Origin of the sequence: Streptomyces sp. Tu6071, from assembly GCF_000213055.1 — a bacterium.
Classification (GTDB): Bacteria; Actinomycetota; Actinomycetes; order Streptomycetales; family Streptomycetaceae; genus Streptomyces; species Streptomyces evansiae.
This window is the reverse complement of sequence record NZ_CM001165.1, coordinates 4,988,902-5,009,991: the sequence shown is the minus strand read 5'-3', so window position 1 is coordinate 5,009,991 and position 21,090 is coordinate 4,988,902. Positions and strand designations below refer to the sequence as shown.

General features: G+C 75.0%; 13 protein-coding genes, 1 tRNA gene and 1 pseudogene. 12 read left to right on the top strand and 3 right to left on the bottom strand.

From position 1 onward, the window contains the following. Nucleotides 1-39 precede the first annotated feature (39 nt). From STTU_RS21060 to STTU_RS21035, 7 genes are all read left to right on the top strand, one after another. Nucleotides 40-1,173 (top strand): phosphatase PAP2 family protein, encoded by a 1,134-nt coding sequence (locus tag STTU_RS21060; RefSeq protein WP_234019283.1) that lies wholly within the window; start codon nt 40-42, stop codon nt 1,171-1,173. Continuing rightward, nucleotides 1,094-2,314, top strand: coding sequence for a hypothetical protein (locus STTU_RS21055; protein WP_052862394.1), 1,221 nt, complete (start codon nt 1,094-1,096; stop codon nt 2,312-2,314). Before STTU_RS21060 ends, STTU_RS21055 begins: the two co-directional genes overlap by 80 nt. Beyond that, complete coding sequence (locus STTU_RS21050) at nt 2,314-3,906, top strand: hypothetical protein (protein WP_007826555.1); 1,593 nt, start codon at nt 2,314-2,316, stop codon at nt 3,904-3,906. Before STTU_RS21055 ends, STTU_RS21050 begins: the two co-directional genes overlap by 1 nt. Next, a complete protein-coding gene (locus STTU_RS21045) occupies nt 3,903-5,234 on the top strand; it encodes an AAA domain-containing protein (protein ID WP_043255864.1) in 1,332 nt (443 codons plus the stop codon). Before STTU_RS21050 ends, STTU_RS21045 begins: the two co-directional genes overlap by 4 nt. 338 nt (nt 5,235-5,572) lie before the next feature. Then, on the top strand, nt 5,573-5,914 hold the full coding sequence (locus STTU_RS21040; protein ID WP_043255862.1) for a hypothetical protein: 342 nt from the start codon (nt 5,573-5,575) through the stop codon (nt 5,912-5,914). Between the two features lie 175 nt (nt 5,915-6,089). Then, nucleotides 6,090-6,674, top strand: coding sequence for a hypothetical protein (locus STTU_RS32490; protein WP_063894614.1), 585 nt, complete (start codon nt 6,090-6,092; stop codon nt 6,672-6,674). Next, a tRNA-Lys gene (locus STTU_RS21035) sits at nt 6,665-6,738 on the top strand. Before STTU_RS32490 ends, STTU_RS21035 begins: the two co-directional genes overlap by 10 nt. 90 nt (nt 6,739-6,828) lie before the next feature. On the opposite strand, the gene STTU_RS21030 is transcribed toward STTU_RS21035, so the two are convergent. Then, the gene (locus STTU_RS21030) at nt 6,829-8,031 is read right to left on the bottom strand and encodes a M6 family metalloprotease domain-containing protein (protein WP_043255861.1); all 1,203 of its coding nucleotides are present in this window, start codon (nt 8,029-8,031) and stop codon (nt 6,829-6,831) included. A gap of 874 nt (nt 8,032-8,905) precedes the next feature. On the opposite strand from STTU_RS21030, the gene STTU_RS35930 reads away from it, so the two are divergent. The 3 genes from STTU_RS35930 to STTU_RS21010 all read left to right on the top strand — a co-directional run bounded on the left by STTU_RS35930 (nt 8,906) and on the right by STTU_RS21010 (nt 14,003). Further along, nucleotides 8,906-11,968, top strand: a complete 3,063-nt coding sequence (locus STTU_RS35930; protein WP_324607896.1) for a putative bifunctional diguanylate cyclase/phosphodiesterase — start codon at nt 8,906-8,908, stop codon at nt 11,966-11,968. 260 nt (nt 11,969-12,228) lie between these two features. Further along, the gene (locus STTU_RS21015; protein ID WP_009065780.1) at nt 12,229-13,440 is read left to right on the top strand and encodes a pyridoxal phosphate-dependent aminotransferase; all 1,212 of its coding nucleotides are present in this window, start codon (nt 12,229-12,231) and stop codon (nt 13,438-13,440) included. Nucleotides 13,441-13,565: 125 nt separating this feature from the next. Further along, a complete protein-coding gene (locus STTU_RS21010) occupies nt 13,566-14,003 on the top strand; it encodes a hypothetical protein (RefSeq protein WP_007826537.1) in 438 nt (145 codons plus the stop codon). 191 nt (nt 14,004-14,194) lie between these two features. Here the strand turns inward: STTU_RS21010 and STTU_RS21005 are convergent, their stop codons facing one another. Further along, on the bottom strand, nt 14,195-16,075 hold the full coding sequence (locus STTU_RS21005; RefSeq protein WP_007826535.1) for a phosphoenolpyruvate carboxykinase (GTP): 1,881 nt from the start codon (nt 16,073-16,075) through the stop codon (nt 14,195-14,197). A 536-nt stretch (nt 16,076-16,611) separates the two neighbouring features. Here STTU_RS21005 and trhA point away from each other — a divergent pair. Then, a complete protein-coding gene (gene trhA, locus STTU_RS21000; RefSeq protein ID WP_043257593.1) occupies nt 16,612-17,292 on the top strand; it encodes a PAQR family membrane homeostasis protein TrhA in 681 nt (226 codons plus the stop codon). A 99-nt stretch (nt 17,293-17,391) separates the two neighbouring features. After that, nucleotides 17,392-18,135: a Mut7-C RNAse domain-containing protein gene (locus tag STTU_RS20995; protein WP_199785032.1), complete on the top strand. Its 744-nt coding sequence runs from the start codon at nt 17,392-17,394 to the stop codon at nt 18,133-18,135. Nucleotides 18,136-19,006: 871 nt separating this feature from the next. Here STTU_RS20995 and STTU_RS20985 read toward each other — a convergent pair. After that, nucleotides 19,007-21,078: pseudogene (locus STTU_RS20985) on the bottom strand (thioredoxin domain-containing protein). Nucleotides 21,079-21,090 lie beyond the last annotated feature (12 nt).

Sequence of the window (21,090 nt, the reverse complement as noted above, 5' to 3'; positions counted from 1 at the left end):
CACCCGGCCTGGAAGCGGCGGAGCGAGGAGAACGTGCGGATGCAGCAGACCGAGGCCCAGGCCCCTCGCGGGCCCGGCCCTGTACGCAGGAAACCGGAAGGAGCGCCCGCCCCCACGGACCCCGCGATACCCACGGACCCCGCGATACCCGCCGTCCCGGCGGACCCCGCGGCACCCCCGGGCTCCCGCACCCCCGCCGGGCCCCCGCCGTCCGCCCCCGCGCGGCCCGTGCGGCTGCGCTGGTGGAGCGAGATATGCCTGCTCGCGCTTCTGTACGGGGTCTACTCGGCGGGCCGCCTCTTCGCCCGCGGCGACGTGCGGGACGCGATAGGCCACGGCCTCGCGATACTCCGCCTGGAGAAGTTCCTCCACATCAACCTCGAACACCCGCTCAACCGCCTCTTCACCCGCGAGCCCTGGCTCGGCATCCCGGCCGACTTCTGGTACGCCTCGCTGCACTACCTCGTCACCCCGCTCGTGCTGATCTGGCTCTTCCGCGCCCGGCACACCGTCTACCGCGCGGCCCGCACCTGGCTCATGACCTCGACGCTCATCGGCCTCATCGGCTTCACGTTCCTGCCCACCTGCCCGCCCCGGCTGCTCGCGGCGGGGCACGGCTTCGTCGACACCATGGCGCAGTTCAGCGACTGGGGCTGGTGGGGTGGCGAGGCGAGCGCGCCGCGCGGCCTCGGGGGCATGACGAACCAGTACGCGGCGATGCCGAGCCTGCACGTCGGCTGGGCCCTGTGGTGCGGATTCCTGCTGTGGCGCCACGCGCGCACGCGCTGGATGCGGGCCGCGGGGATCGCCTACCCGACGATCACGGCGCTCGTCGTGATGGGCACGGCGAACCACTACCTGCTCGACGCGCTCGCGGGCGCCGCCGTGATGGGCGCGGGCGCGCTCCTGACCCGCCCGGTGCTGCGCGGCGCGGCGCGGGTACGGGAGTGGCTGCGGCCCCGGCTGCCGCGGCGGCTGCGTCCCGTGCTGCTCGCGGGCGGGACCGCGTACACGGTGGCCGTGGGCGGCGGCGCGACCGGCGAAGGTGTCGGCGGTGAGGGTGTTGTCAGTGGGGGATGCGAGACTTCGCCGGGTGAGCGAATACCCCAGCAACGACCCCCGCGACAGCTCGCTGCCGAGCGCCCCGGCGGGGCTCCGGCGGCGGCTCGCTGAGCTGCGCGGGCCCGGGACGGCGCCACGCCCGCTCGACGCCCGCGCGCTCGCCGCGCTCGCCGCCAACCCGGGCTGCGACCGCCGCGCGCTGCTCGACGGCGCGGGCATCGACAAGAACGCCCTCGCCACCGCGCTCGGCGCGCCCTCCGACGCCGGGCAGTCCCAGTTCGCGTTCATGCGCGGCAACGCCTTCGAGGCGCGCGTCAAGGCGGACGGCGGTGCCGAACTCCTGCGCCTCACGCACGCGCTGCTCGGCGGCGGTCCCGCACCGGCCCCCGCTTCCCGACACGTACCGGATCTCGCCGCGCGGGGCCCCGAGGCGCGTACGCGGCGGACGGCCGAGGCGCTGCGCGAGGCGGCGGGGCGCGAGGCGTGGACGCTGCTCGACCACCCGATGCTCGCGCTCGACGTGGCCGGTTCGCCCGCGTACCTGGAGCCGGACGCGGTCGTCGTGGCCCCCGACGGCACGTGGACGGTCGTCGAGATCAAGTCCTTCCCGATGATCGACGGCGCGGCCGATCCGGCGAAGGTGGGCGCGGCGGCCCGGCAGTCGGCGGTGTACGTGCTGGCCCTCGAAGGGCTCGCGGAGGCGGTTCCCACGGCCCGCGTGCGGGACCGGGTGCTGCTCGTCTGCCCGCGCGACTTCTCCAACCTCCCCACCGCCGCCCCCGTCGACGTCCGCAAACAGCTCTCCGTCACGCGCCGCCAGCTCACGCGGCTCACGCGCGTCCCCGACCTGCTCGCCGCGCTCCCCGAGGGCACGGTCCTGGACCCGGCGCTGCCCGCCGAGGAGTTGCGTTCGGCGGTCGCCGCCGTGCCCGCCGCGTACGCCCCGGAGTGCCTCTCCGCGTGCGAACTCGCCTTCCACTGCCGCGCCTCGGCCCGCTCGGGCGACGAGGTGACGGCGCTCGGGCGGGCGGTACGGGGCGAGCTGGGCGGGCTCGCGACGGTCGGCGCGGTCCTCGCGGCGGCGCACGGCGAGACGGGCGACCCGGCGGACCCGGCGGTCGCCGCGCTGCGGCGGGCGCACCGGCTGCGCGGCGAGGCGCTGGGCGGTACGCGGACGGGCGGCGCGCTCCCGTGGGCGGCGCCCCGGGCCCGTACCGCGCCGGACGACGCCCGTGCCGGGGAGGCCGCCTGATGTCGCTCATCGCCACCCTGGCCCGGCTCGAAGCGGTGCGCGCGGGCCGCGCGCAGCCGCTCGCCACCCGGCTGCACCGGCATCTGTCGGAGCGTCCGCTCGTCCTCGTCCCGCTCACCACGGCGGGGGAGACCGGCGCCCCGCTCGGCGCGCTCGTCGGGACCGAGCGCGAGCGCCCCCGGCTGCTGTACGTGCCGCAGCCGCGCGACCGCGAGCTGCGCTTCGGCTTCCTCGCGGCGCTCGCGGCCGAAGTGCTCCCGTACGTCGAGTCGTTCGCGTCCGACGTCGAGACGGTCGAGCGCAAGGAGACCGATCCGGAGAGCGGCAAGAAGGTCACGGTCGAGGCCGAACTGTGCCGGGACGCACCGCAGTTGCTCGTACCGAGTGCGGCGGGCGTCGAGTTCGTGCGGCTGCTCGGGCGCTCGATGCGCTTCCGGCGGACTGCCGAGCAGGACCCGGACGAGCCGTACCCGGCGCCCGCGCGGGTCCCGCTGCTCGGGCGGTGGCTCACGCACTTCGGGGAGCGGGCGCGGGTGCCGGGCTCGGCGCTGCTGCTGCCGATGACGGGGCTGCTCGGGCGGCACTGGGCGACGGGGCAGAGCAGGATGGAGGAGCAGCACCTCGGCGCGCTCCTCGGCTGGCTCGACCCGCCGGAGGGCGGCGACGGGGCCGCCGCCGCGCTCGCCGCCGAGCTGGAGCGCGACGAACAGGGGCAGTTGCGGCACCCCCCGGCGGGCCCCGCGACCGACCCCGCCTTCGACAACAGGCTCCTCGCCCCCGCGATCGAGCGCTACGACGCGGCCCGGCTCCGCTTCGCCGCCGCCGAGGACCCCGAGCGCGCCGACGCGCTCCTCGCCGCCCTGCACGAGGCCGAGCACGCGGTCGGGCAGCTCGTCGTGCGCGCGACCCGGCCCACGTGGGACGCCGTGTGGCACGGTCTCGACCTGCTCCGCACGCTGCCCGAGGCCCCGTACGCGCGGGAGCGCTGGACGCGCGACCGGCTCTCGTACACGAGCCACCGCGACCGCCTCGCCGCGGGCGAGCCGCCGCAGCCGCGCCGCGACGACGCGGTGACGGCCGCGCGCAAACTCGCCGCGCGCGAGCGCGAGCAGGCGCGGCTCGACGCGCAGGAGGCGCTCGACGACCCGCTCGTCATGGCCGAACGGCGCCTCGCGGGCGAGGCGTTCCACGGGACCGTCGAGTCCGTCGAGCTGACGTACACCGAGGGCCGCAGGCCCCGCCCCCGCCCCGTGCTCACCGTCCGCACCGAGGACCTGCCGCAACTCGCCGAGCGGACACCGGTGTTCCGGGTGCTCGACGGCAAACCGCAGACCGCCGACTTCACCGGCCGCACGGAGGACGGGGCGCTGCTGCTCACCGTGCGGGACCGGATGGGGCGCGGCGCGGAGCCGGACGCGGGCTCGGTGCCGGAAGCCGGGGAGACGCTGTGCTTCACGCTCTTCCCGCACGATCAGCGGCCGGGGCCCGGCGTCCCGGACGCGGAGGCGACGCCGTGGACGCACGGGGGGCCGCCGGGCGAGGTGTCCGTGCCCGAGGCGCCGGACGCGGTGACCGAGGAGGACGTGCTGTGAGGGACGACGTGGCCTTCGACCCCGGGGCCGAGGCGGCGCGCGCGACGGAGGCGATCCTCGCGGACACGCTGCACGGGACGCACCGGGGTGTCGTCGTGGACTCGCCCCCGGGCGCGGGCAAGTCGACGCTCGTCGTGCGCGCCGCGCGCGAACTCGTCGCGGCCGGGCGGCGGCTGATGATCGTGGCGCAGACGAACGCCCAGGTCGACGACCTCGTGCTGCGGCTCGTCGCGAAGGACCCCGAACTGCCGGTGGGGCGCCTGCACAGCAGCGACCAGGACGCGTACGACGCCGCGCTCGACGCGTACCCGCAGGTCGTGAAGTCGAGCCGGGCCGGGGACCTCGCGGAGCTGCCCGTCGTCGTGTCGACGGCGGCGAAGTGGGCGCACGTGCGGGATGTGGAGCCCTGGCCGCACGCGATCGTCGACGAGGCGTACCAGATGCGCTCGGACGCGCTGCTCGCCGTCGCGGGCCTCTTCGAGCGCGCCCTCTTCGTCGGCGACCCGGGGCAGCTCGACCCCTTCGCGCTCGTCGGCGCGGACCAGTGGGCGGGACTCGCCCACGACCCCTCGGCCTCCGCCGTCGCGGCCCTCCTCGCCCACAACCCGGACCTCCCGCAGCACCGCCTCCCGGTCTCCTGGCGGCTGCCCGCCTCCGCCGCCCCGCTGGTCAGTGCCGCCTTCTACCCGTACACCCCCTTCCGCAGCGGTACGGGTCCGGGCGACCGGAGCCTCGGCTTCGCCGCGCCCGGCGACGGCTCCTCGTACGACGCCGTGATCGACGAGGCGGCGCGCGGCGGCTGGGGGCTGCTCGAACTGCCCGCGAAGCTGACGCCCCGTACCGACCCGGAGGCCGTGGGCGCGATCGCGCGCCTCGTGCGGCGGCTCCTGGACCGCGAGGGGACCTCGGTCTCGCCCGGTGAGGACGCGGTGCCGCTCACGGCGGCCCGCATCGCGGTCGGCACGGCGCACCGCAACCAGGCGGCGGCGGTGCGGGAGGCGCTCGCGGCGCTCGACGTCACGGACGTCACCGTGGACACGGCGAACCGGCTCCAGGGCCGCGAGTACGACGTGACCGTCGTCCTGCACCCGCTCTCGGGGCGTCCCGACGCGACGGACTTCCACCTGGAGACGGGCCGCCTGTGCGTGCTCGCCTCCCGGCACCGGCACGCGTGCCTCGTGGTGTGCCGGGCCGGGGTCGCCGAACTGCTCGACGCGCACCCTTCGACGGAGCCGGTGCGGCTGGGGGTCGAGCTGCGGTTTCCGGACGGGTGGGAGGCACATCACGCGGTGCTCGCGCGGTTGGAGGAACATCGGGTGGGGGTGTGACGGGGGCGGCTCGCCTCCGCGGGGGTGGGCTGCGAGCGGCTGTCGGGGAGGCGGGGGTGCGGGTGGTAGGCGGGCGTGGGGCTGCGGGCGGCTCGGCGGGCGTCGGGCTGTGGCGGCTCGGCGGCTCGGCGGGCCTGGGGTTCGGTGGGCGTGGGGCCGGTGGGCCTGGCGCTCGGCGGGCCTGGCGCTCGGCGGGCCTGGCGCTCGGCGGGCCTGGGGCCCGATGGGAGCTGGTTCCGGGCGGAGGCCAAAGGCCGGTCTTGCGGGGCCGGGGGACAATAGTGGGTGGTGCGGAGGTCGTCCGCGCCGCTCCCACGTGTGCGATGGAGGAAGTTTCTATGGCGGAGCCCGAACGGCGACCGCGGCTGCGTCCCGCGCCGCTGCTCCACGAGCCGAGGGAGGTGGCGGCCGATCCCGAGCACTTCTTCGACCTGGAGGCGATCGAGGACCCGCGCCGGCTGCTCGACCGGGCGACCGAGCTGAGCCACGCCTTCCGCGCCGCCACGGACCGCGCGGTCGAGTACCAGGCCATCGCCGCCGCGCAGCTCGCCGACCCCCGCCGTTTCGACCGTCTCACGGCCGCGTCGATCGGCGAGCGGGCGCAGTGGACCGAGGATTACGCGCGGAAGATGATCGAGTTCGGGCGGGATCTGCTCAAGGGGGAGCCGGAGGAGGACTGACGCCTCCGCGCGGCTCGGGTCACCGGGGCCCCGGTCGGCCATCGGCTCCGCCCGCGGGGGCACGGGTGCCGGGCATATGCCGAGTGACAGGGCACGGTACGCCCGTACAGCCGGTCTTGTCCCCGTTTCCGCGAACCTCGTCCGCCGCCGGGGCGGGCGGGGTGACCGTGGGGACATGACGAGCAGCGCACAGCAGGAGCGGCCCGGCATCACGGGCGAGGCGGTACGGGACCTGGGCGGGGCCCGCTGGCTCGCGGGCGCGACCCCCGACCCGGAGGCGACGCTCCGTACCTGGGCCGCCCGCCCGCACGCCCCGCTCCGCCTCCCCTGCGGCACGGTCTTCGACCTCGTCAGCGCACCCCTGCTCTTCGGGCGCCGCATGGTGGAGCGGTTGTGGGCCGAGGGCCCCGGCTGCGGCCCGCTCGCGGAGCGCGGCGACCGCCTCCTCCTGCTCGCCGCCCCGGGCACGGCCGACCGCCTCGCCGCGCTGCTGCGCTGGGAGCAGTGGGGCGGCAGCCCGCGCCATCCCCTCCCGCCCCTGCTCTGCCACGGCCGCGGCGACCTCGCGAGCCTGCCACCCCTGGAACGCCCGCTTCCCGGCGCGGCCCGGGACCGCTGGCTCGTCGCCCCCAAGGGCCCGCGCCCCTGGCTCCCGGGCCCGGAGGTCCTGCTGTGGGCAGCCCGGACAGGTGTGCGGATATCGATTTCGCACCCCGCCGACCAGGGTGCTAATGTCTACGACGTCAGCAGGCGCCGCTAGCTCAGTTGGTTAGAGCAGCTGACTCTTAATCAGCGGGTCCGGGGTTCGAGTCCCTGGCGGCGCACCGACGGAGAAGGCCCCCCGAGCGATCGGGGGGCCTTTCTCGTGCGGCGCGGCGGACGTCAGGACGGGCGGGCGTCACAGCGGGCGGACGTCAGGACGGGCGGACGCGGACGGTCCATTCGGCGTCCGGGTTCTTCGCCTCGACCGTGATTTTCACGTCGCGGCCCGGGACCGTGTACGTCTCGCCCACGCCGAGCGGGGCGTCCGCGAGGCCCGGCTGCACGGAGCGGCTCGCGCAGCCCTCGGTGGCCGGATGCGTGTCGTAGACCTTGACCGGGCCCTGCGCCGAGGCCGTGTCGGTGCGCACCTCGTAGACGAGCACCCCTTCGGCGCAGGTCGTGGCGTCGTTGCCGCGCGCCGTCCGCACCTCGATCGCGAGCGCCCGGTACGGGCCGGTACGGACCACGGCGAGCCGCGGCGCGCCCCGCATCCCCCGCGGCGGCGGGGCCGCGAGCGGGGCGAGGTCCACGCGGCTGTCGCCCCCCGCGGGCAGGCAGGCGACGCGCGCGCTGTCGAGCCAGCCCAGCTTCCACTTGTGCCAGCCGAAGAACTCCGGGGAGAGCGCGAACTGGCTGCCCATGAGGTCCCAGTCCCCGACGTGCGTGTCCCAGTCCCCCTTGCCGTCCGCCGGGCGGCGGTAGAGGTCGGGCAGGTCGAAGACGTGCCCCGTCTCGTGGGCGAGCACGTTGTGGTCCGGCGGGTGCTGCTCGAAGACGGTCACGAAGCGACGCAGATCGGTCCCGTCCGCGTGCAGCGGGGTGCCGAGATTGACGACCTTCGTCGCGTCCGAGTTCACCCCGGGCGCGTCCGGGTCGGCGACGAGGTACACGACGTCGTACTTGCTGAAGTCCGTCCCCGGGTCGGCGGCGGCGAGCGCGTCGCGCAGGTACGCCGAGCGCCCCCCGTCGCCCCAGTCCCGCTCTATCGCGTACGCGCTCGCGGGGCGCGGCATCCGCACCCAGCCCGGCCGGACGTGCGGCACGAGCCTGAGGCGCCCGTACGAGGCGCGCTCGTAGAAGTCGGTCGTCGCGGGGAAGTAGTCGCGGCTCAGCTCGTGCGGCGTCGCGTGCGGCGTCGCGCCGGGGAAGGAGAGGTAGACGAGGACCGCGTCGAGCCGCCCGGACGGGCGGGGGTAGGCGGTGTTCCACGTGTCCAGGCCCTCCGAGTGGTGCACCCCCGTGCGGGGCAGGACGCAGGGCCCGGAGCGGAGCCCGGCGAGCGCGGGCGCCGGGGCGAGGACGAGGGCCCCCGAGACGAGCGCGAGAAACGCGGTGGTGGCCGCCCCGAACCGCATGCGCCACGAGAGCCCCGTACCGCCACTCCGGCCGCCCGCGCACCACCACGCGCCGCTCGCGGCGGTCTGCGGGGCGCGGGGCCGGGGGACGCGGCGTTCTGGACGCGGTCGATGGCGAAACACGCCACTCACCTTGCGGCGTCATACGTACATATGCACTGTTTGTCTGATCTACGGGAGTGAAGGCCCACCCGCTCGGCCCTTCACCCCGCCGCCACCCGGGCGACGCGGGGGGAGCGGGAGCGGGCGCGGGTGCTGGGAGCCGGAGCCGGAGTGGGCGCGGGTGGCGGGCGCGGGCGCGGGCGGCGGGAGCCGGTGGCGGGCGCGGGGGCGCGGGTAGCGGGCGCGCTGGTAGCGGGCGCGCGGGTAAGCGGGGAGTGGTGCCCTGGGACACGACCAACGATGCGGTAAAAGTTCAAGCTTCACGCAGCGTCGTCTACGCGCCTTGAACGCACACTTCCGCCCCTCACCCCCACCAGAAGAAACGGGAGCGAAAGCAAAGCGCTCAACTCCGGTCGCCTGCCGCGCGGCACCCCCGAATGGCCGCTGCGACAGCCTCTGGCCTGCCTCTATGATCGGCACACTTTCCAGCACGGACACCCTGGCCAACGGCGGGAGCGAGCGGTGAACGGACCCCCCGAACAACCTCCAGCCCCCACCCCGGCGGGCACGTCGCACCCCGCCGCCCCGCCCACCCGCCACCACGCGGCCCACCACCCGCCCCGGGCAACCGAGGCCGAGCCGGGCCTCCTCCGCGAGACCACCGCGCGGCGCGAGGCCGGGGGGCGCGAGGCCGTGGGGCGTGAGGGCGGTGCGCGCGAGGCCGGGCAGAGCGGGGCGTCCCACCGGGAGGCGGCTTACGGCGAGGCGGCCTATGGCGAGGCGGCCTATGGCGAGGCGGCCCGGCGGGGGACGGCCCAGCGCGAGGCCGCGCACCGCGACGCCGGGCAGCGCGAGGCCCCGCACCACGAAGCCGCACACCGCGAGGTCGTCCACCACGAGGTCCCGCACCGCGAGGTCCCGCACCGCCCGGCGGAACCGGCCTGCGGGGCGGTACGTGGCTTCGGTCCGGAACCGGCCCGCGCCGAGGCCGTGCCCCCCTCTTGGTGGCCGCTCCCCGCCACGCAGCCCGCCGCCTCCCGCGCCCGCACCCCGGCTCCGCTCCAGGCGCCGCACTCCCACGAGCACGACGTCCCCGCCCGGCCCGGCGCCGAGCCGCCCCGCCGTGACCCGTCCCCGCACTCCGGGCACCGCCCCACCCGCGCCCGTCCCGCCTCCTCCGAACTGCCGTCGCCGTCCCGGGCACGCCACGCGGCCCCCCGCGAACACCTGGGCGCCGGCCGCCACCTCACCGTCCTCGCCGAGGGCCTCCCCATCCTCCCCGAGCACTCCCTCCCCCGCACCCAGGCCCGCCCCCACCCCGAGGACCGCACTCCTCTGCCGGGCACGCCGCAGCCCCCCGTGCCCACGACCGCGCACCCGGACTCGGCCGCCGCATCCCCGGGCACCCCGCACGCACCCGCCCCGTACCCGTATCCCTCGCTCGCCGCGCCCTCCACCTCCCTCGCGCAGGCCGCCCCCGCCTCCCGTCCCGGGTCTCTGGCCAGCACCACCGCCCGCCCCCGCGCCCCGACCCCCCGCACCCCCGAACACCGCGCACGAGACCGCCCCACCCCGGGCATCCACGCCCCCGGCCCCCACGCACCACTCCCCCGCACCCGCACCCGCACCCGCTGACCCGGACTCGGCCGCCGCACCTCCGGGCCCCCCGCACGCACCCGCCCCGCACCCCTCCCTCACCACGCCCTCCGCCCCCCTCGCGCAGGACGCCCCGGCCCCCGGCCCCGGTCTCTGGCCAGCACCACCGCCCGCCTCCGCGCCCCGACCCCCCGCACCTCCGAACACCGCGCACCAGACCGTCCCACCCCGGACATCCACCCCCCCGGCCCCCGCACCCACGGACCCCCCGCCCGACGCCCCCCACCGCGCCGCCTTCGACGCGGCCCCGCTGCCGATGGCCCTCGTCGACGAAGCGGGGACCATCACCACGGCCAATCCCGCCCTGCACGACTACCTCGCGCTTCCCGCCGCCTCGCTCCCGGGCCGTCCCCTCACCCACCTCACCGTCCTCGGCCTCACCCCGCACACGACCCCCGGGCTCCCCGAGGTCTTCACCGGTCGCCGTCACCACCTCGTCTGCACCCGGCGTATCGCGTCACCCCGGGGCGGCGAGACTTGGGCCGAGCTGCGCCTCGACTACCTCGCGTCCGTGCGCGGCGCCCTCCTCACGGTCCGCGACACGAGCCTCGGCCACGACCTCAGAGCCCGCCTGCGCACGGCCGAACGGGAGGATCCGCTCACCCGGCTCGCGGGCCGCGCCCATTTTCTCGACCGCCTCGCGGACACGCTGGAGGAGCACGGGCTGCGCGGCGGCCGGGGCCGCGTCGGCCTCTGCGTCCTCGGCCTCGACGGCTTCCGGCACGTCAACACCGCCCACGGCCACCTCGTCGGCGACCACCTGCTCCGCGCGGTGGCCGCCCGCCTCGCCCGCCTCGCCCCGCTCCTCGCGTCCGCGCACGGCGAGGCCCCCGTACTCGCCCGGCTCGGCGGCGACGAGTTCGCGCTCCTCGTCGGCGAGACGACGGGCCCCGGGCAGCTCACCGAGCTGGCCGCGACGGTGCTGCGCGAACTGCGCGAGCCGTACGACATCGCCGGGCGCCGCCTCGCCGTCTCCGCCTCCGCCGGAGTCGCCGAGCTGCGCGCCCGCGAGACGAGCCCCGCCGAGCTGCTGCGCGCCGTCACCACCGCGCTCGGCTGGGCCAAGGCCGAGGGCCGGGGCAGGTGGGCCCTGTTCGACTCCGCCCGCTGCGAGGACGGCGCGCACCAGGACCTGCTCGCCACCGCGCTGCGCCCCGCCGTGCGCGACGGCGAGTTCGAGCTGGAGTACCAGCCCCTCGTCGCCCTCGCGGACGGCACCCTGCACGGCGTCGAGGCCCTGGTGCGGTGGCGGCACCCCCGCTTCGGCCGGCTCGCCCCGAACCGTTTCATCGACGTCGCCGAGCGGGACGGCTCCATCGTCGAGCTGGGCCGCTGGGTGCTGCGCACCGCCTGCGCGCAGGCCCGTAGCTGGCAGCTCGCCCGCCCCGGAGCGCGGCCCCCCTACGTCAGCGTCAACGTCACGGTGCGGCAGTTGTGGGACTCCGACGTCGTGGCCGACGTCGCCGACGTGCTCGCCGAGACCCGGCTCCCGCCGTCCCTGCTGCAACTGGAGCTGACCGAGTCCGAGGTGGTCGGGCAGACCGGCCGCCCCCTGCGGGCCCTCCAGGAACTGAGCGACATGGGGGTGCGGATCGCCATCGACGATTTCGGCACCGGCTACTCCAATCTCTCCTACCTCAGTCGCCTCCCTGTCTCCGTCCTGAAGCTGGACGGTTCGTTCGTACGAGGGTTCCCTTTCACCGGCGCCGCGCAGGGAGCCGAGCCCCAGGAAGCCGAGCCCCCGGGAGCTAAGGCGCCGGGAGCCGAGACGCCGGAAGCCGAGCCCCCGGCCGCCATTGGAGCCCCCGCTCCCGGAGCCGCCACCGCCGCCCCCGTCCCCGGCCCGCTCACCGCCCCCGACCGCTCGGCAGCCCCCGGCTCCAGGGACCGGGAAGCGGCCACCGTGATCGCGGGCGGCCCCGCCCGGTCCACGACCGCCGAGGGGCGCCCGGCGGACGAGGTGATCGTGGAGGCCCTGGTCGGCCTCGCCCACCGGCTGGGCCTCACCGTGACCGCCGAGTGCGTCGAGACCAGGGGCCAGGCCGAACGACTGCGGGCGATGGGCTGCGACATGGGGCAGGGCTACCTCTACTCGCGCCCCGTGCCGCCCGAGCGGATCGGCCTGCTCCTGGAGACCACGGGCCGCTGCCCCGGCTGGCCCACCCCACCCCCTTCCTGAACCTCTCCTGAACCTCTCCGTGTCTTGTCCGGGGAACGGAGGCGGCCCCCGCCGAGATCCCGCAGGTGTCCGAACTCACCCGTACAGGTGAAATCCCTCCCCCATAGGTGGGAATCCAAGCCGTAGAGCTGCCGCCGCCCCGCAGAGCCACGGCCTCCACCGCCGGGCACGTACGAATGGAAGCCGTCGCTCGCGCGGGGCCGTCCCGCCCGGCCGTATACGTCATGCGGGCGGGTTAACACGGTCGTAAGGTGACCGGCATGCAGGTGATCCAGTCGGCGAAGCTCGCCAATGTCTGTTACGAAATCCGCGGCCCGGTGCTCGACGAGGCGATGCGACTGGAGGCGGCGGGCCACCGCATCCTCAAGCTCAACACCGGGAACCCGGCGGCCTTCGGTTTCGAGACGCCGCCCGAGATCCTGGAGGACATCCTCCGGAACGTCTCCTCGGCGCACGGCTACGGCGACGCGAAGGGCCTGCTCGCCGCCCGCCGCGCGGTCACGATGCACTACCAGACCCTCGGCGTCGAGTCCGACGTCGAGAACGTCTTCATCGGCAACGGCGTCTCCGAGCTGATCGTCATGGCCATGCAGGGCCTGCTCGACGACGGGGACGAGGTCCTGGTCCCCGCGCCCGACTACCCGCTGTGGACCGCCGCCGTCTCGCTCGCCGGGGGCACCCCCGTCCACTACCGCTGCGACGAGCAGTCCGACTGGATGCCGGACCTCGCCGACGTCGAGCGCAAGGTCACCGACCGGACCAAGGCGCTCGTCATCATCAACCCGAACAACCCCACGGGTGCCGTCTACGACGACGAGATGGTGCGCGGCCTCGCCGACATCGCCCGCCGCCACAACCTGCTCGTCTGCTCCGACGAGATCTACGACAAGATCCTCTACGACGGCGCCACGCACACCCCGACCGCCGCGCTCGCCCCCGACCTGCTGACGCTCACGTTCAACGGCATGTCGAAGGCGTACCGCGTGGCCGGTTACCGCGTGGGCTGGATGGTCGTCTCCGGGCCGCGCGCCCACGCCACCTCCTACCTGGAGGGGCTGAACATCCTGGCGAACATGCGGCTGTGCGCCAACATGCCGGGACAGCACGGCGTCGTCGCCGCGCTCACCGGGCGGCAGTCGATCGACGAGCTGGTCCTGCCGGGCGGGCGGCTGCGCGAGCAGCGCGACACCGCGTACGAACTCCTCACCCAGATCCCCGGCGTGACCTGCGTGAAGCCCCGGGGCGCGCTCTACCTCTTCCCGCGCCTCGACCCGAAGGTCTTCAAGATCAAGGACGACCGCGAGATGGTCCTCGATCTGCTCCGCAAGGAGAAGATCATGGTCGTCCAGGGAACGGGTTTCAACTGGCCCGAACCCGATCACTTCCGGATCGTCACGCTGCCGAGCGTGCAGGACCTGACAGAGGCCGTGGGCCGGATCGGCCACTTCCTGAGCGGGTACGGACAGAGCTGAGCGGATACGGCCGGGCCCGAGCGGACACCGCGCCCCCCCAGTCGCTACGAACTCCTTCTCTGGACGGATTCTAAGTTAGACGGATTCCAAGGTAGGATGCTCTCAGGCAACCCTGGAGGTCCTTCGTGTACGAGCCGATCCGCACCAAATCCATTCATTCCACCTCCGGCGAGCAGTCCCGTTTCCCCCGTCACTCGCGTGAGGAGGAACTGGACATCCAGCTCGCCGGGCACCTCGCGGCGCTGCTCGCGCTCACCGACGCGCTGCGTGCCCTCTCCCCCGCCGACGAGGCGGCCGAGCTGGGCGAAGCGGGCGGGGAACTGAGCGCCCACCTCCGCAGGCTGCGCGGTGGCAGCCCCGTACGCGCCGTCGCCGGAGCGGTCCGCGGGACCGACCTCGCGGCCCTGCACCGGCGCGCCCACGCCCTCGCCGGACGCGCCCTCGTCGTCGCGGCCTCGCGCGCCGACACGGGCGCGGCGATCCTGGCCGCCCGCCGCATGGAGGCCCACGCGGCGGCAGCCGGCTCCACCGGGTCCGTAGCACCCACGGCGCTCGCGGCCTGAGCCGTCCGTACGCGGAACCAGGGCCGACCAGCGCCGGTGACAAGAGACGGGGCCCCTCGCACGCCTTTGTGCGAGGGGCCCCGCCCCTTGGGGTTCATCTGCCGGCCAGCACCCCGGCCGACCGGCACCGGCGGACTGTCACCGGCCGACCGGACCGTCACCGGCCGACCGGAACCGGCGGACCGGCCGCGTCAGCCGAGGCGCCGCACCAGCGCCCGGTACTCCTCCCACAGCTCCTCCGGCGTGTGCTCGCCGAAGGTGTTGAGGTGCTCGGGGACGAGCGCGGCCTCCTCGCGCCACACGTCCTTGTCGACCGTGAGCAGGTGGTCGAGGTCGGAGGCGGAGAGGTCGAGGCCCTCGGTGTCCAGGGCGCCCTTCGCGGGCAGGACGCCGATGGGACTCTCGACGCCCTCGGCGCGCCCGTCGAGCCGGTCCACGATCCACTTCAGGACGCGGCTGTTCTCGCCGAAGCCGGGCCACACGAAGCGCCCGGTGCCGTCCTTGCGGAACCAGTTGACGTAGTAGATCCTCGGCAGCTTCTCCGGGTCCTTGCCCTTGGCGACGTCGATCCAGTGCCCCATGTAGTCGCCCATGTTGTAGCCGCAGAACGGCAGCATGGCGAAGGGGTCGCGGCGCAGTTCGCCGACCTTGCCCTCGGCGGCGGCGGTCTTCTCGCTCGCGACGTTGGCGCCGAGGAAGACGCCGTGGTTCCAGTCGAAGGACTCGGTGACGAGCGGTACGGCGCTGGCGCGGCGCCCGCCGAAGAGGATCGCCGAGATCGGCACGCCCTTCGGGTCCTCCCACTCGGGCGCGATGATCGGGCACTGCGCGGCGGGCACGGTGAAGCGCGCGTTGGGGTGCGCGGCGGGGGTGTCGCTCGCGGGCGTCCAGTCGTCGCCGCGCCAGTCGGTGAGGTGCGCGGGCGGCTCCTCGGTCATGCCCTCCCACCACACGTCGCCGTCGTCGGTGAGCGCGACGTTGGTGAAGACCGCGTTGCCCCACAGGGTCTTCATGGCGTTGGCGTTGGTGTGCTCACCCGTGCCGGGGGCGACGCCGAAGAAGCCCGCCTCGGGGTTGATCGCGTAGAGCCTGCCGTCCTCGCCGAAGCGCATCCAGGCGATGTCGTCGCCGATGGTCTCGACGGTCCAGCCCCTGACGGTCGGCTCCAGCATCGCGAGGTTCGTCTTGCCGCAGGCGCTCGGGAAGGCGGCGGCGACGTACTTCGCCTCACCGCGCGGCGGCGTGAGCTTGAGGATGAGCATGTGCTCGGCGAGCCAGCCCTCGTCGCGCGCCATGACGGAGGCGATGCGCAGCGCGTAGCACTTCTTGCCGAGCAGCGCGTTGCCGCCGTAGCCGGAGCCGTACGACCAGATCTCGCGGTCCTCGGGGAAGTGCGAGATGTACTTGGTGGGGTTGCAGGGCCACGGCACGTCCGCCTCGCCCGCGGCGAGCGGGGCGCCGACGCTGTGCACGGCCTTGACGAAGAAGCCGTCCTCGCCGAGTTCGTCGAGCACGGCCCGCCCCATGCGCGTCATGGTGCGCATCGACACGGCGACGTACGCGGAGTCGGTCAGCTCGACACCGATCGCGGAGAGCGGCGAGCCGAGCGGCCCCATGCAGAACGGCACGACGTACATCGTGCGCCCGCGCATCGAGCCGCGGAAGACACCGTTCCCGCCCTGGAACGTCTCGCGCATGACGGCCGGGTCCTGCCAGTGGTTCGTGGGGCCCGCGTCCGCCTCCTTCTCGGAGCAGATGAAGGTCCGGTCCTCGACGCGCGCGACGTCGGAGGGGTCCGAGGCGGCGTAGTACGAGTTCGGGCGGAGCGTCGGGTCGAGCTTGCGGAAGGTGCCCTTGCGCACGAGCTCGGTGGCGAGCCGGTCGTACTCCGCCTCCGAGCCGTCGCACCACACCACCCGGTCCGGCTCGGTGAGGGCGGCGATCTCCGCGACCCAGGCGCGCAGCTCGGCGTGCCTGGTCGGCGGGGTGTCGGCAGCGGTTCCGGGGTGGGGGATGCCGTTGGTCGTGCCGAGAGTGTCGGAGGACAGGGGAGCCGCGATGTCGCGCGCCACGAATTGCTCCTAAGCGAGGGTGAGAAGTCTGTCTGCCCCGTGGGGGCTGCGACCCGGACGCTCTCGTAGCCGCTCATCCGGTGCCGACCGCACTCATATGATCCTGCGCCTTTCCCGCGCATCTGTCCAGGGGGCCGCCCATGTGAGCGGAGTGACGCGGGACACGGCTGGGGCGGTGGCCCCGTACCGGCATGCGCGGGACGGTGTCGTACGGGCGTGAGGCGCGTGCCCCGTACGGCACACGGACGCCGTGCGTCCTTTGAGCAGGCGGGACGCCGGGCGTTCAACCGGCCTCGCTACGATGCCGACAGGACCGCGCCCGCTCCCGGGGCGACGCGGGCCGTTCCCGACCGGCCGGGCGGACCGCCCCGGCTCCCGCCCCGCTCCCTGTTCACCCCTCGGCCCCCGTCCCCGCCGATTCGCTCGTGCGGGACGGACACGCGCACACTTCTCCTCTCCCGGACACCGGCTCGAAGGACACGCGGCAGATGACCACGCAACACGACCCGACGCCCGCTCCCGACTCCTCCGGGGCGATGACGGAGACCGCCTCCGCGCCCCCGGCTCTCGCCCTTCCGGCCCTGGTCAAGCCGCGGATGCGCGGCTGGCTGCACGCGGTGATGTTCCCCGCGGTCGTGGTGGCGGGTCTCGTCCTGACCGCCTTCGCGGACTCGGGGAGGGGGCGCGTCGCCTGCGCGATCTACGTCCTGACGGCATGCCTGCTCTTCGGCGTGAGCGCGCTGTACCACCGGGGGAACTGGGGGCCACGCGCCGGGGCGGTGCTGCGCAGGCTGGACCACGCCAACATCTTCCTGATCATCGCGGGCACGTACACGCCGCTCACGCTGCTCCTGCTGCCGGACGGCAAGGGCACGTGGCTGCTGTGGGCGGTCTGGGCCGCGGCAGCCGCGGGCATCGCCTTCCGGGTCTTCTGGGTGGGCGCCCCGCGCTGGCTCTACACGCCCTGCTACATCGCGATGGGCTGGGCGGCGGTCTTCTTCCTGCCGGACTTCATGCGCGCGGGCGGCGTCGCGGTGCTCGTCCTCGTGATCGTCGGCGGGCTGCTCTACAGCGCGGGCGGCGTGATCTACGGGATCAAGCGGCCCAACCCGTCGCCGCGCTGGTTCGGGTTCCACGAGGTCTTCCACTCCCTCACGCTCGCGGCGTTCGTCGTGCACTACGTGGGGATCTCGCTGGTGGCGTACCAGCACGCGTGAGGGTGCGGGGCTCCGGCAGGTGATGTGACGAGCTGATGATCCACAGCTCCTGTGGACAACGTTCGGCAGTCTGTCCGGAGCCCGTGCAAGTCTGTGGGCGTGAACGGAACCGACCTCGTCCTCACCTTCGCGCCCGGCATGGAGACCTTCCTCCCCCAGGGGCGCCTGACCCTGACGTCGCGCGCGGACGGTGTCTCCACGCTGGGGCACCTCGTGGAGTCGCTCGGCGTGCCGCTCACCGAGGTGGGCGGTCTCACCCGCGACGGGAGAGCCGTGCCGGTCTCCCTCATACCAACGGGCGGTGAGCACATCGCCGTCGCCCCCGTCGACCGCCCCCAGCGAGCACCGGGCGCCCCGCTCCGCTTCCTCCTCGACGTCCACCTCGGCACGCTCGCGCGCCGCCTGCGCCTGCTCGGGGTGGACACCGCCTACCAGCGGGAGGACCCGGGCGACCCCGCCCTCGCCGCCCGCTCGGCGGCTGAACACCGCGTGCTGCTCAGCCGCGACCGGGGCCTGCTGCACCGCCGTGAGCTGTGGGCCGGGGCGTACGTGTACAGCCACCGCCCGGAGGAACAACTCCCCGACGTCCTGGACAGGTTCCGCCCCCGACTGCACCCGTGGACCCGCTGCACCGCCTGCAACGCCCCCTTGCGCCCGGCCACCCCGGCGGACGTGGCCGACCGCATCGCCGCCGGCACCCGCGACACGTACGACGTCTACGCGGAATGCCCCGCCTGCGAAAGGGTCTACTGGCGTGGCGCCCACCACGACGGCCTGGCCCGCATCGTCAGGGAGGCGCTGCGGACGGTCGGCCAGGACCCGGAGGCGGAGGCCCCCACATGACCCCGCTCGCCCTCGCGGCCCGCACCACCACAGAGTGGCGCGCGAGGATGTGCGCCGCCGCTCACGGCCTCACGGGCGTACGCACCCACGCGCGCCCTGCGGTCGATGCCGCGCCGCCCGCCGCCTTACTGCCCGGACGCGGTGACGCCGAGCCCGGACATCTCACCGGCCGCCGTACTCGCGGCGGCCGACACCTCCGCTCCCGGTGCCACGGGGAGCCGCCTGCTCCGGCCCGCGCTCCGCGCGGACGGAGCGGTCGGGGCCCCGCCCCACGACGAGACGCGGGCCCTCCGTGGCGGGGCGATCCTCCCCAGGGGAGCCCGAGCCGTCGGGGTCTCCCTTGTGTGGGCGCCCGCGCGGGAGGCAGCGGTCCGCGATACGGCGGTGGCGTACGCGGCCACGGTGGGACTCCCCCACGTGGGACGGGAGCGGGACCGGCCCTCGCCCTCGCCCTCGCGGGGAGCGCGGGGCTCGGCACGATCGGCGCGCTGCGGGTGGGGGCGCGGGGGCAAGGGAGGGATGAGGGGCGGGGGCAGGGGGCGGAGGAGAGGAGCTAACGCCTGACCAGGACCCGTCACGCACGGGCGCCTCTCGCGGCCGGGGGGCTCGCACTGCCGCCGGAAGCGAGCGCCCGTAGCGGCGATTCCCGCCCCGGCAGGGCACGTTGGGGCTCGTCCCGCGCCTGCGCACCGCGACCCGCGCGAGCCGGACCCGCCCCGAAGCGGCGCCTCCCCGCCCGCGTGCGGCGCGAGCCAGGCACCCTGCCCGGTCCGGAGCGCCCGCGCGCCGTCCGGAAAGCCCCGCGCGCCTGCCCCGTGCAGCTTCCGCGCGTCCGCCACTCCGCCGGGAACGACGCCCCGGCACGGTGGTACTACGCCTCGTGGCTGCCCAGTCGCCTCGCGACCTCGTCCGGGTCCGTTTCGGGGCGGTCGCAGACGAAGCCTCGGCAGAGGTAGGCGGCCGGGGTGCCGTCGACCAGGGGGCGGTCGGCGAGGAGCGGGAACTCGGGGTCCGGGGAAGGGGGGCCCGCGGCGACGACCGTGCCGGGCGAGGTGGCGAGGAGGGCGGTGCGGTGGAGGGCTCGCGTGCGCGGGTCCTCGGGGGCGCCGACCACGGCGACCTCGTAGGGGCCCGCGAGGAGGGCCTCGGCGACCGCGAGGCCGTGGCCGACGAAGCGGGGGGCACGGGGGGCCAGCGCGCGGACGACGGAGAGGGCCTGTTCGGCGGCGGCGCGGTGAGGGGTGGAGCCGGTGAGGGCGGCGTAGGTGAGCAGGGCGCCGGCGGCGGCGTTCCAGCCGGAGGGGGTGGCGTTGTCGGTGGGGTCCTGGGGGCGGTGGATGAGGGTTTCGGCGTCGGCGGCGGTGTCGTAGAGGGCTCCGCTGTCGTCACGGAAGCGGTCGAGGACGTGGTCGAGCAGCAGCCCCGCGAAGTCCGTCCACACGCCCTCGCCGGTGACGGAGGCGAGGGTGAGGAAGCCCTCGGCGACGTCGGCGTAGTCCTCCAGGACTCCGGTGTTGGAGCCGGTACGGCCGTCGCGGGACGTGCGGCTCAGGCGGCCGTGGGTGTCGAGGTGGACGCGGACGAGGAGGTCGGCGGCGCCGAGGGCGGCTTCGACGAGGTCGGGGCGGTCGAAGTAGGCGCCGGTCTCGGCGAGCGCGGCGATGGCGAGGCCGTTCCAGGCGGCGACGACCTTGTCGTCCCTGCCCGGGGCGGGGCGTTCGTCGCGCGCGGCGAGCAGGGCGCGCCGGATGCGGTCGAGGCGGGCGGCGTCGACGGGCGGACTGTCGAAGCCGTCCGTGCGGGGCAGCCTGAGCACGGAGCTGCCGTGCTCGAAGGTGCCCTCGGGGGTGACGCCGTAGTGGGCGGCGGCGAGGGCGGCGTCGTCCTCGCCGAGGACCTCGCGCAGTTGCTCCGGGGTCCACACGTAGGAGGCGCCTTCGACGTGGCGGCCCGTGCCGTCGTCGCTGTCGGCGTCGAGCGCGGAGGCGAAGCCGCCCTCGGGGGTGCGCAGTTCACGGACGAGGAAGTCGGCGGTCTCCAGGGCGACGCGCCGGGCGAGGGCAGAACCGGTGGCCCGCCACAGGTGGGCGTAGAAGCGGCACAGGAGGGCGTTGTCCGAGAGCATCTTCTCGAAGTGGGGCACGATCCACTCGCGGTCGACCGCGTAGCGGGCGAAGCCGCCGCCGAGCTGGTCGTAGATGCCGCCGCGCGCCATGTGCTCGGCGGTGTCGGCGGCCATCTGGAGGGCACCCTCGGCGCCGGTGCGGGCGTGGTGGCGGAGCAGGAACTCCAGGACCATGACCGGGGGGAACTTGGGCGCGCCGCCGAAACCCCCGTGGCGTGAGTCGTAGTCGCGCGTGAGGCCGAGCAGGGCCGCGCCGAGCGCGTCGGGGCCGGGCGGCGACGCGTCCGCGGGCAGCCCGAGCCCCCGGCCGGTGAGGTCGGCCGTGACCCGCGCGGCCACGTCGGCGACCTCCTCACGGCGGTCGGCCCAGGCGGCCCGCACCCCTTCGAGAACCTGCCGGAAGGCGGGCGTGCCGTGCAGCGGCCGGGGCGGGAAGTACGTACCGAAGTAGAAGGGCTCACCCCCGGGCGTCAGGAACACCGTCATGGGCCACCCCCCGTGCCCGGTGGCCGCCTGCACGGCCTCCATGTACACGGCGTCCACATCGGGCCGCTCCTCACGGTCCACCTTCACGCAGACGAAGTGCGCGTTCATGTACGCGGCGGTCTCCGCATCCTCGAAGGACTCCCGCGCCATGACATGACACCAGTAAATTATCAGAAGCATAAGTGGCAGGACGCATAGCCCACACTCAAGAGAATGGGCACGTCCCGCCGCTTAGCTTCCGTCATCGCCCCCTCTCCCCATGGCCACCAGTCCACTGGATTGGAGGCGTGCTGGAGTAGGTAGGGCGACTGTGCGTTAGCCAGTCTGTTCATACCGGCATCGTC

Bases quoted from the DNA above. Each gene is read 5' to 3' on its own strand.
- STTU_RS21015 (WP_009065780.1), top strand. From the start codon at position 12,229: ATGCAGGTGATCCAGTCGGCGAAGCTCGCCAATGTCTGTTACGAAATC.
- STTU_RS21060 (WP_234019283.1), top strand. From the start codon at position 40: ATGCAGCAGACCGAGGCCCAGGCCCCTCGCGGGCCCGGCCCTGTACGC.
- STTU_RS32490 (WP_063894614.1), top strand. From the start codon at position 6,090: ATGACGAGCAGCGCACAGCAGGAGCGGCCCGGCATCACGGGCGAGGCG.
- STTU_RS21030 (WP_043255861.1), bottom strand. From the start codon at position 8,031: ATGCGGTTCGGGGCGGCCACCACCGCGTTTCTCGCGCTCGTCTCGGGG.
- trhA (WP_043257593.1), top strand. From the start codon at position 16,612: ATGACGGAGACCGCCTCCGCGCCCCCGGCTCTCGCCCTTCCGGCCCTG.
- STTU_RS21050 (WP_007826555.1), top strand. From the start codon at position 2,314: ATGTCGCTCATCGCCACCCTGGCCCGGCTCGAAGCGGTGCGCGCGGGC.
- STTU_RS35930 (WP_324607896.1), top strand. From the start codon at position 8,906: ATGGCGAGGCGGCCTATGGCGAGGCGGCCCGGCGGGGGACGGCCCAGC.
- STTU_RS21040 (WP_043255862.1), top strand. From the start codon at position 5,573: ATGGCGGAGCCCGAACGGCGACCGCGGCTGCGTCCCGCGCCGCTGCTC.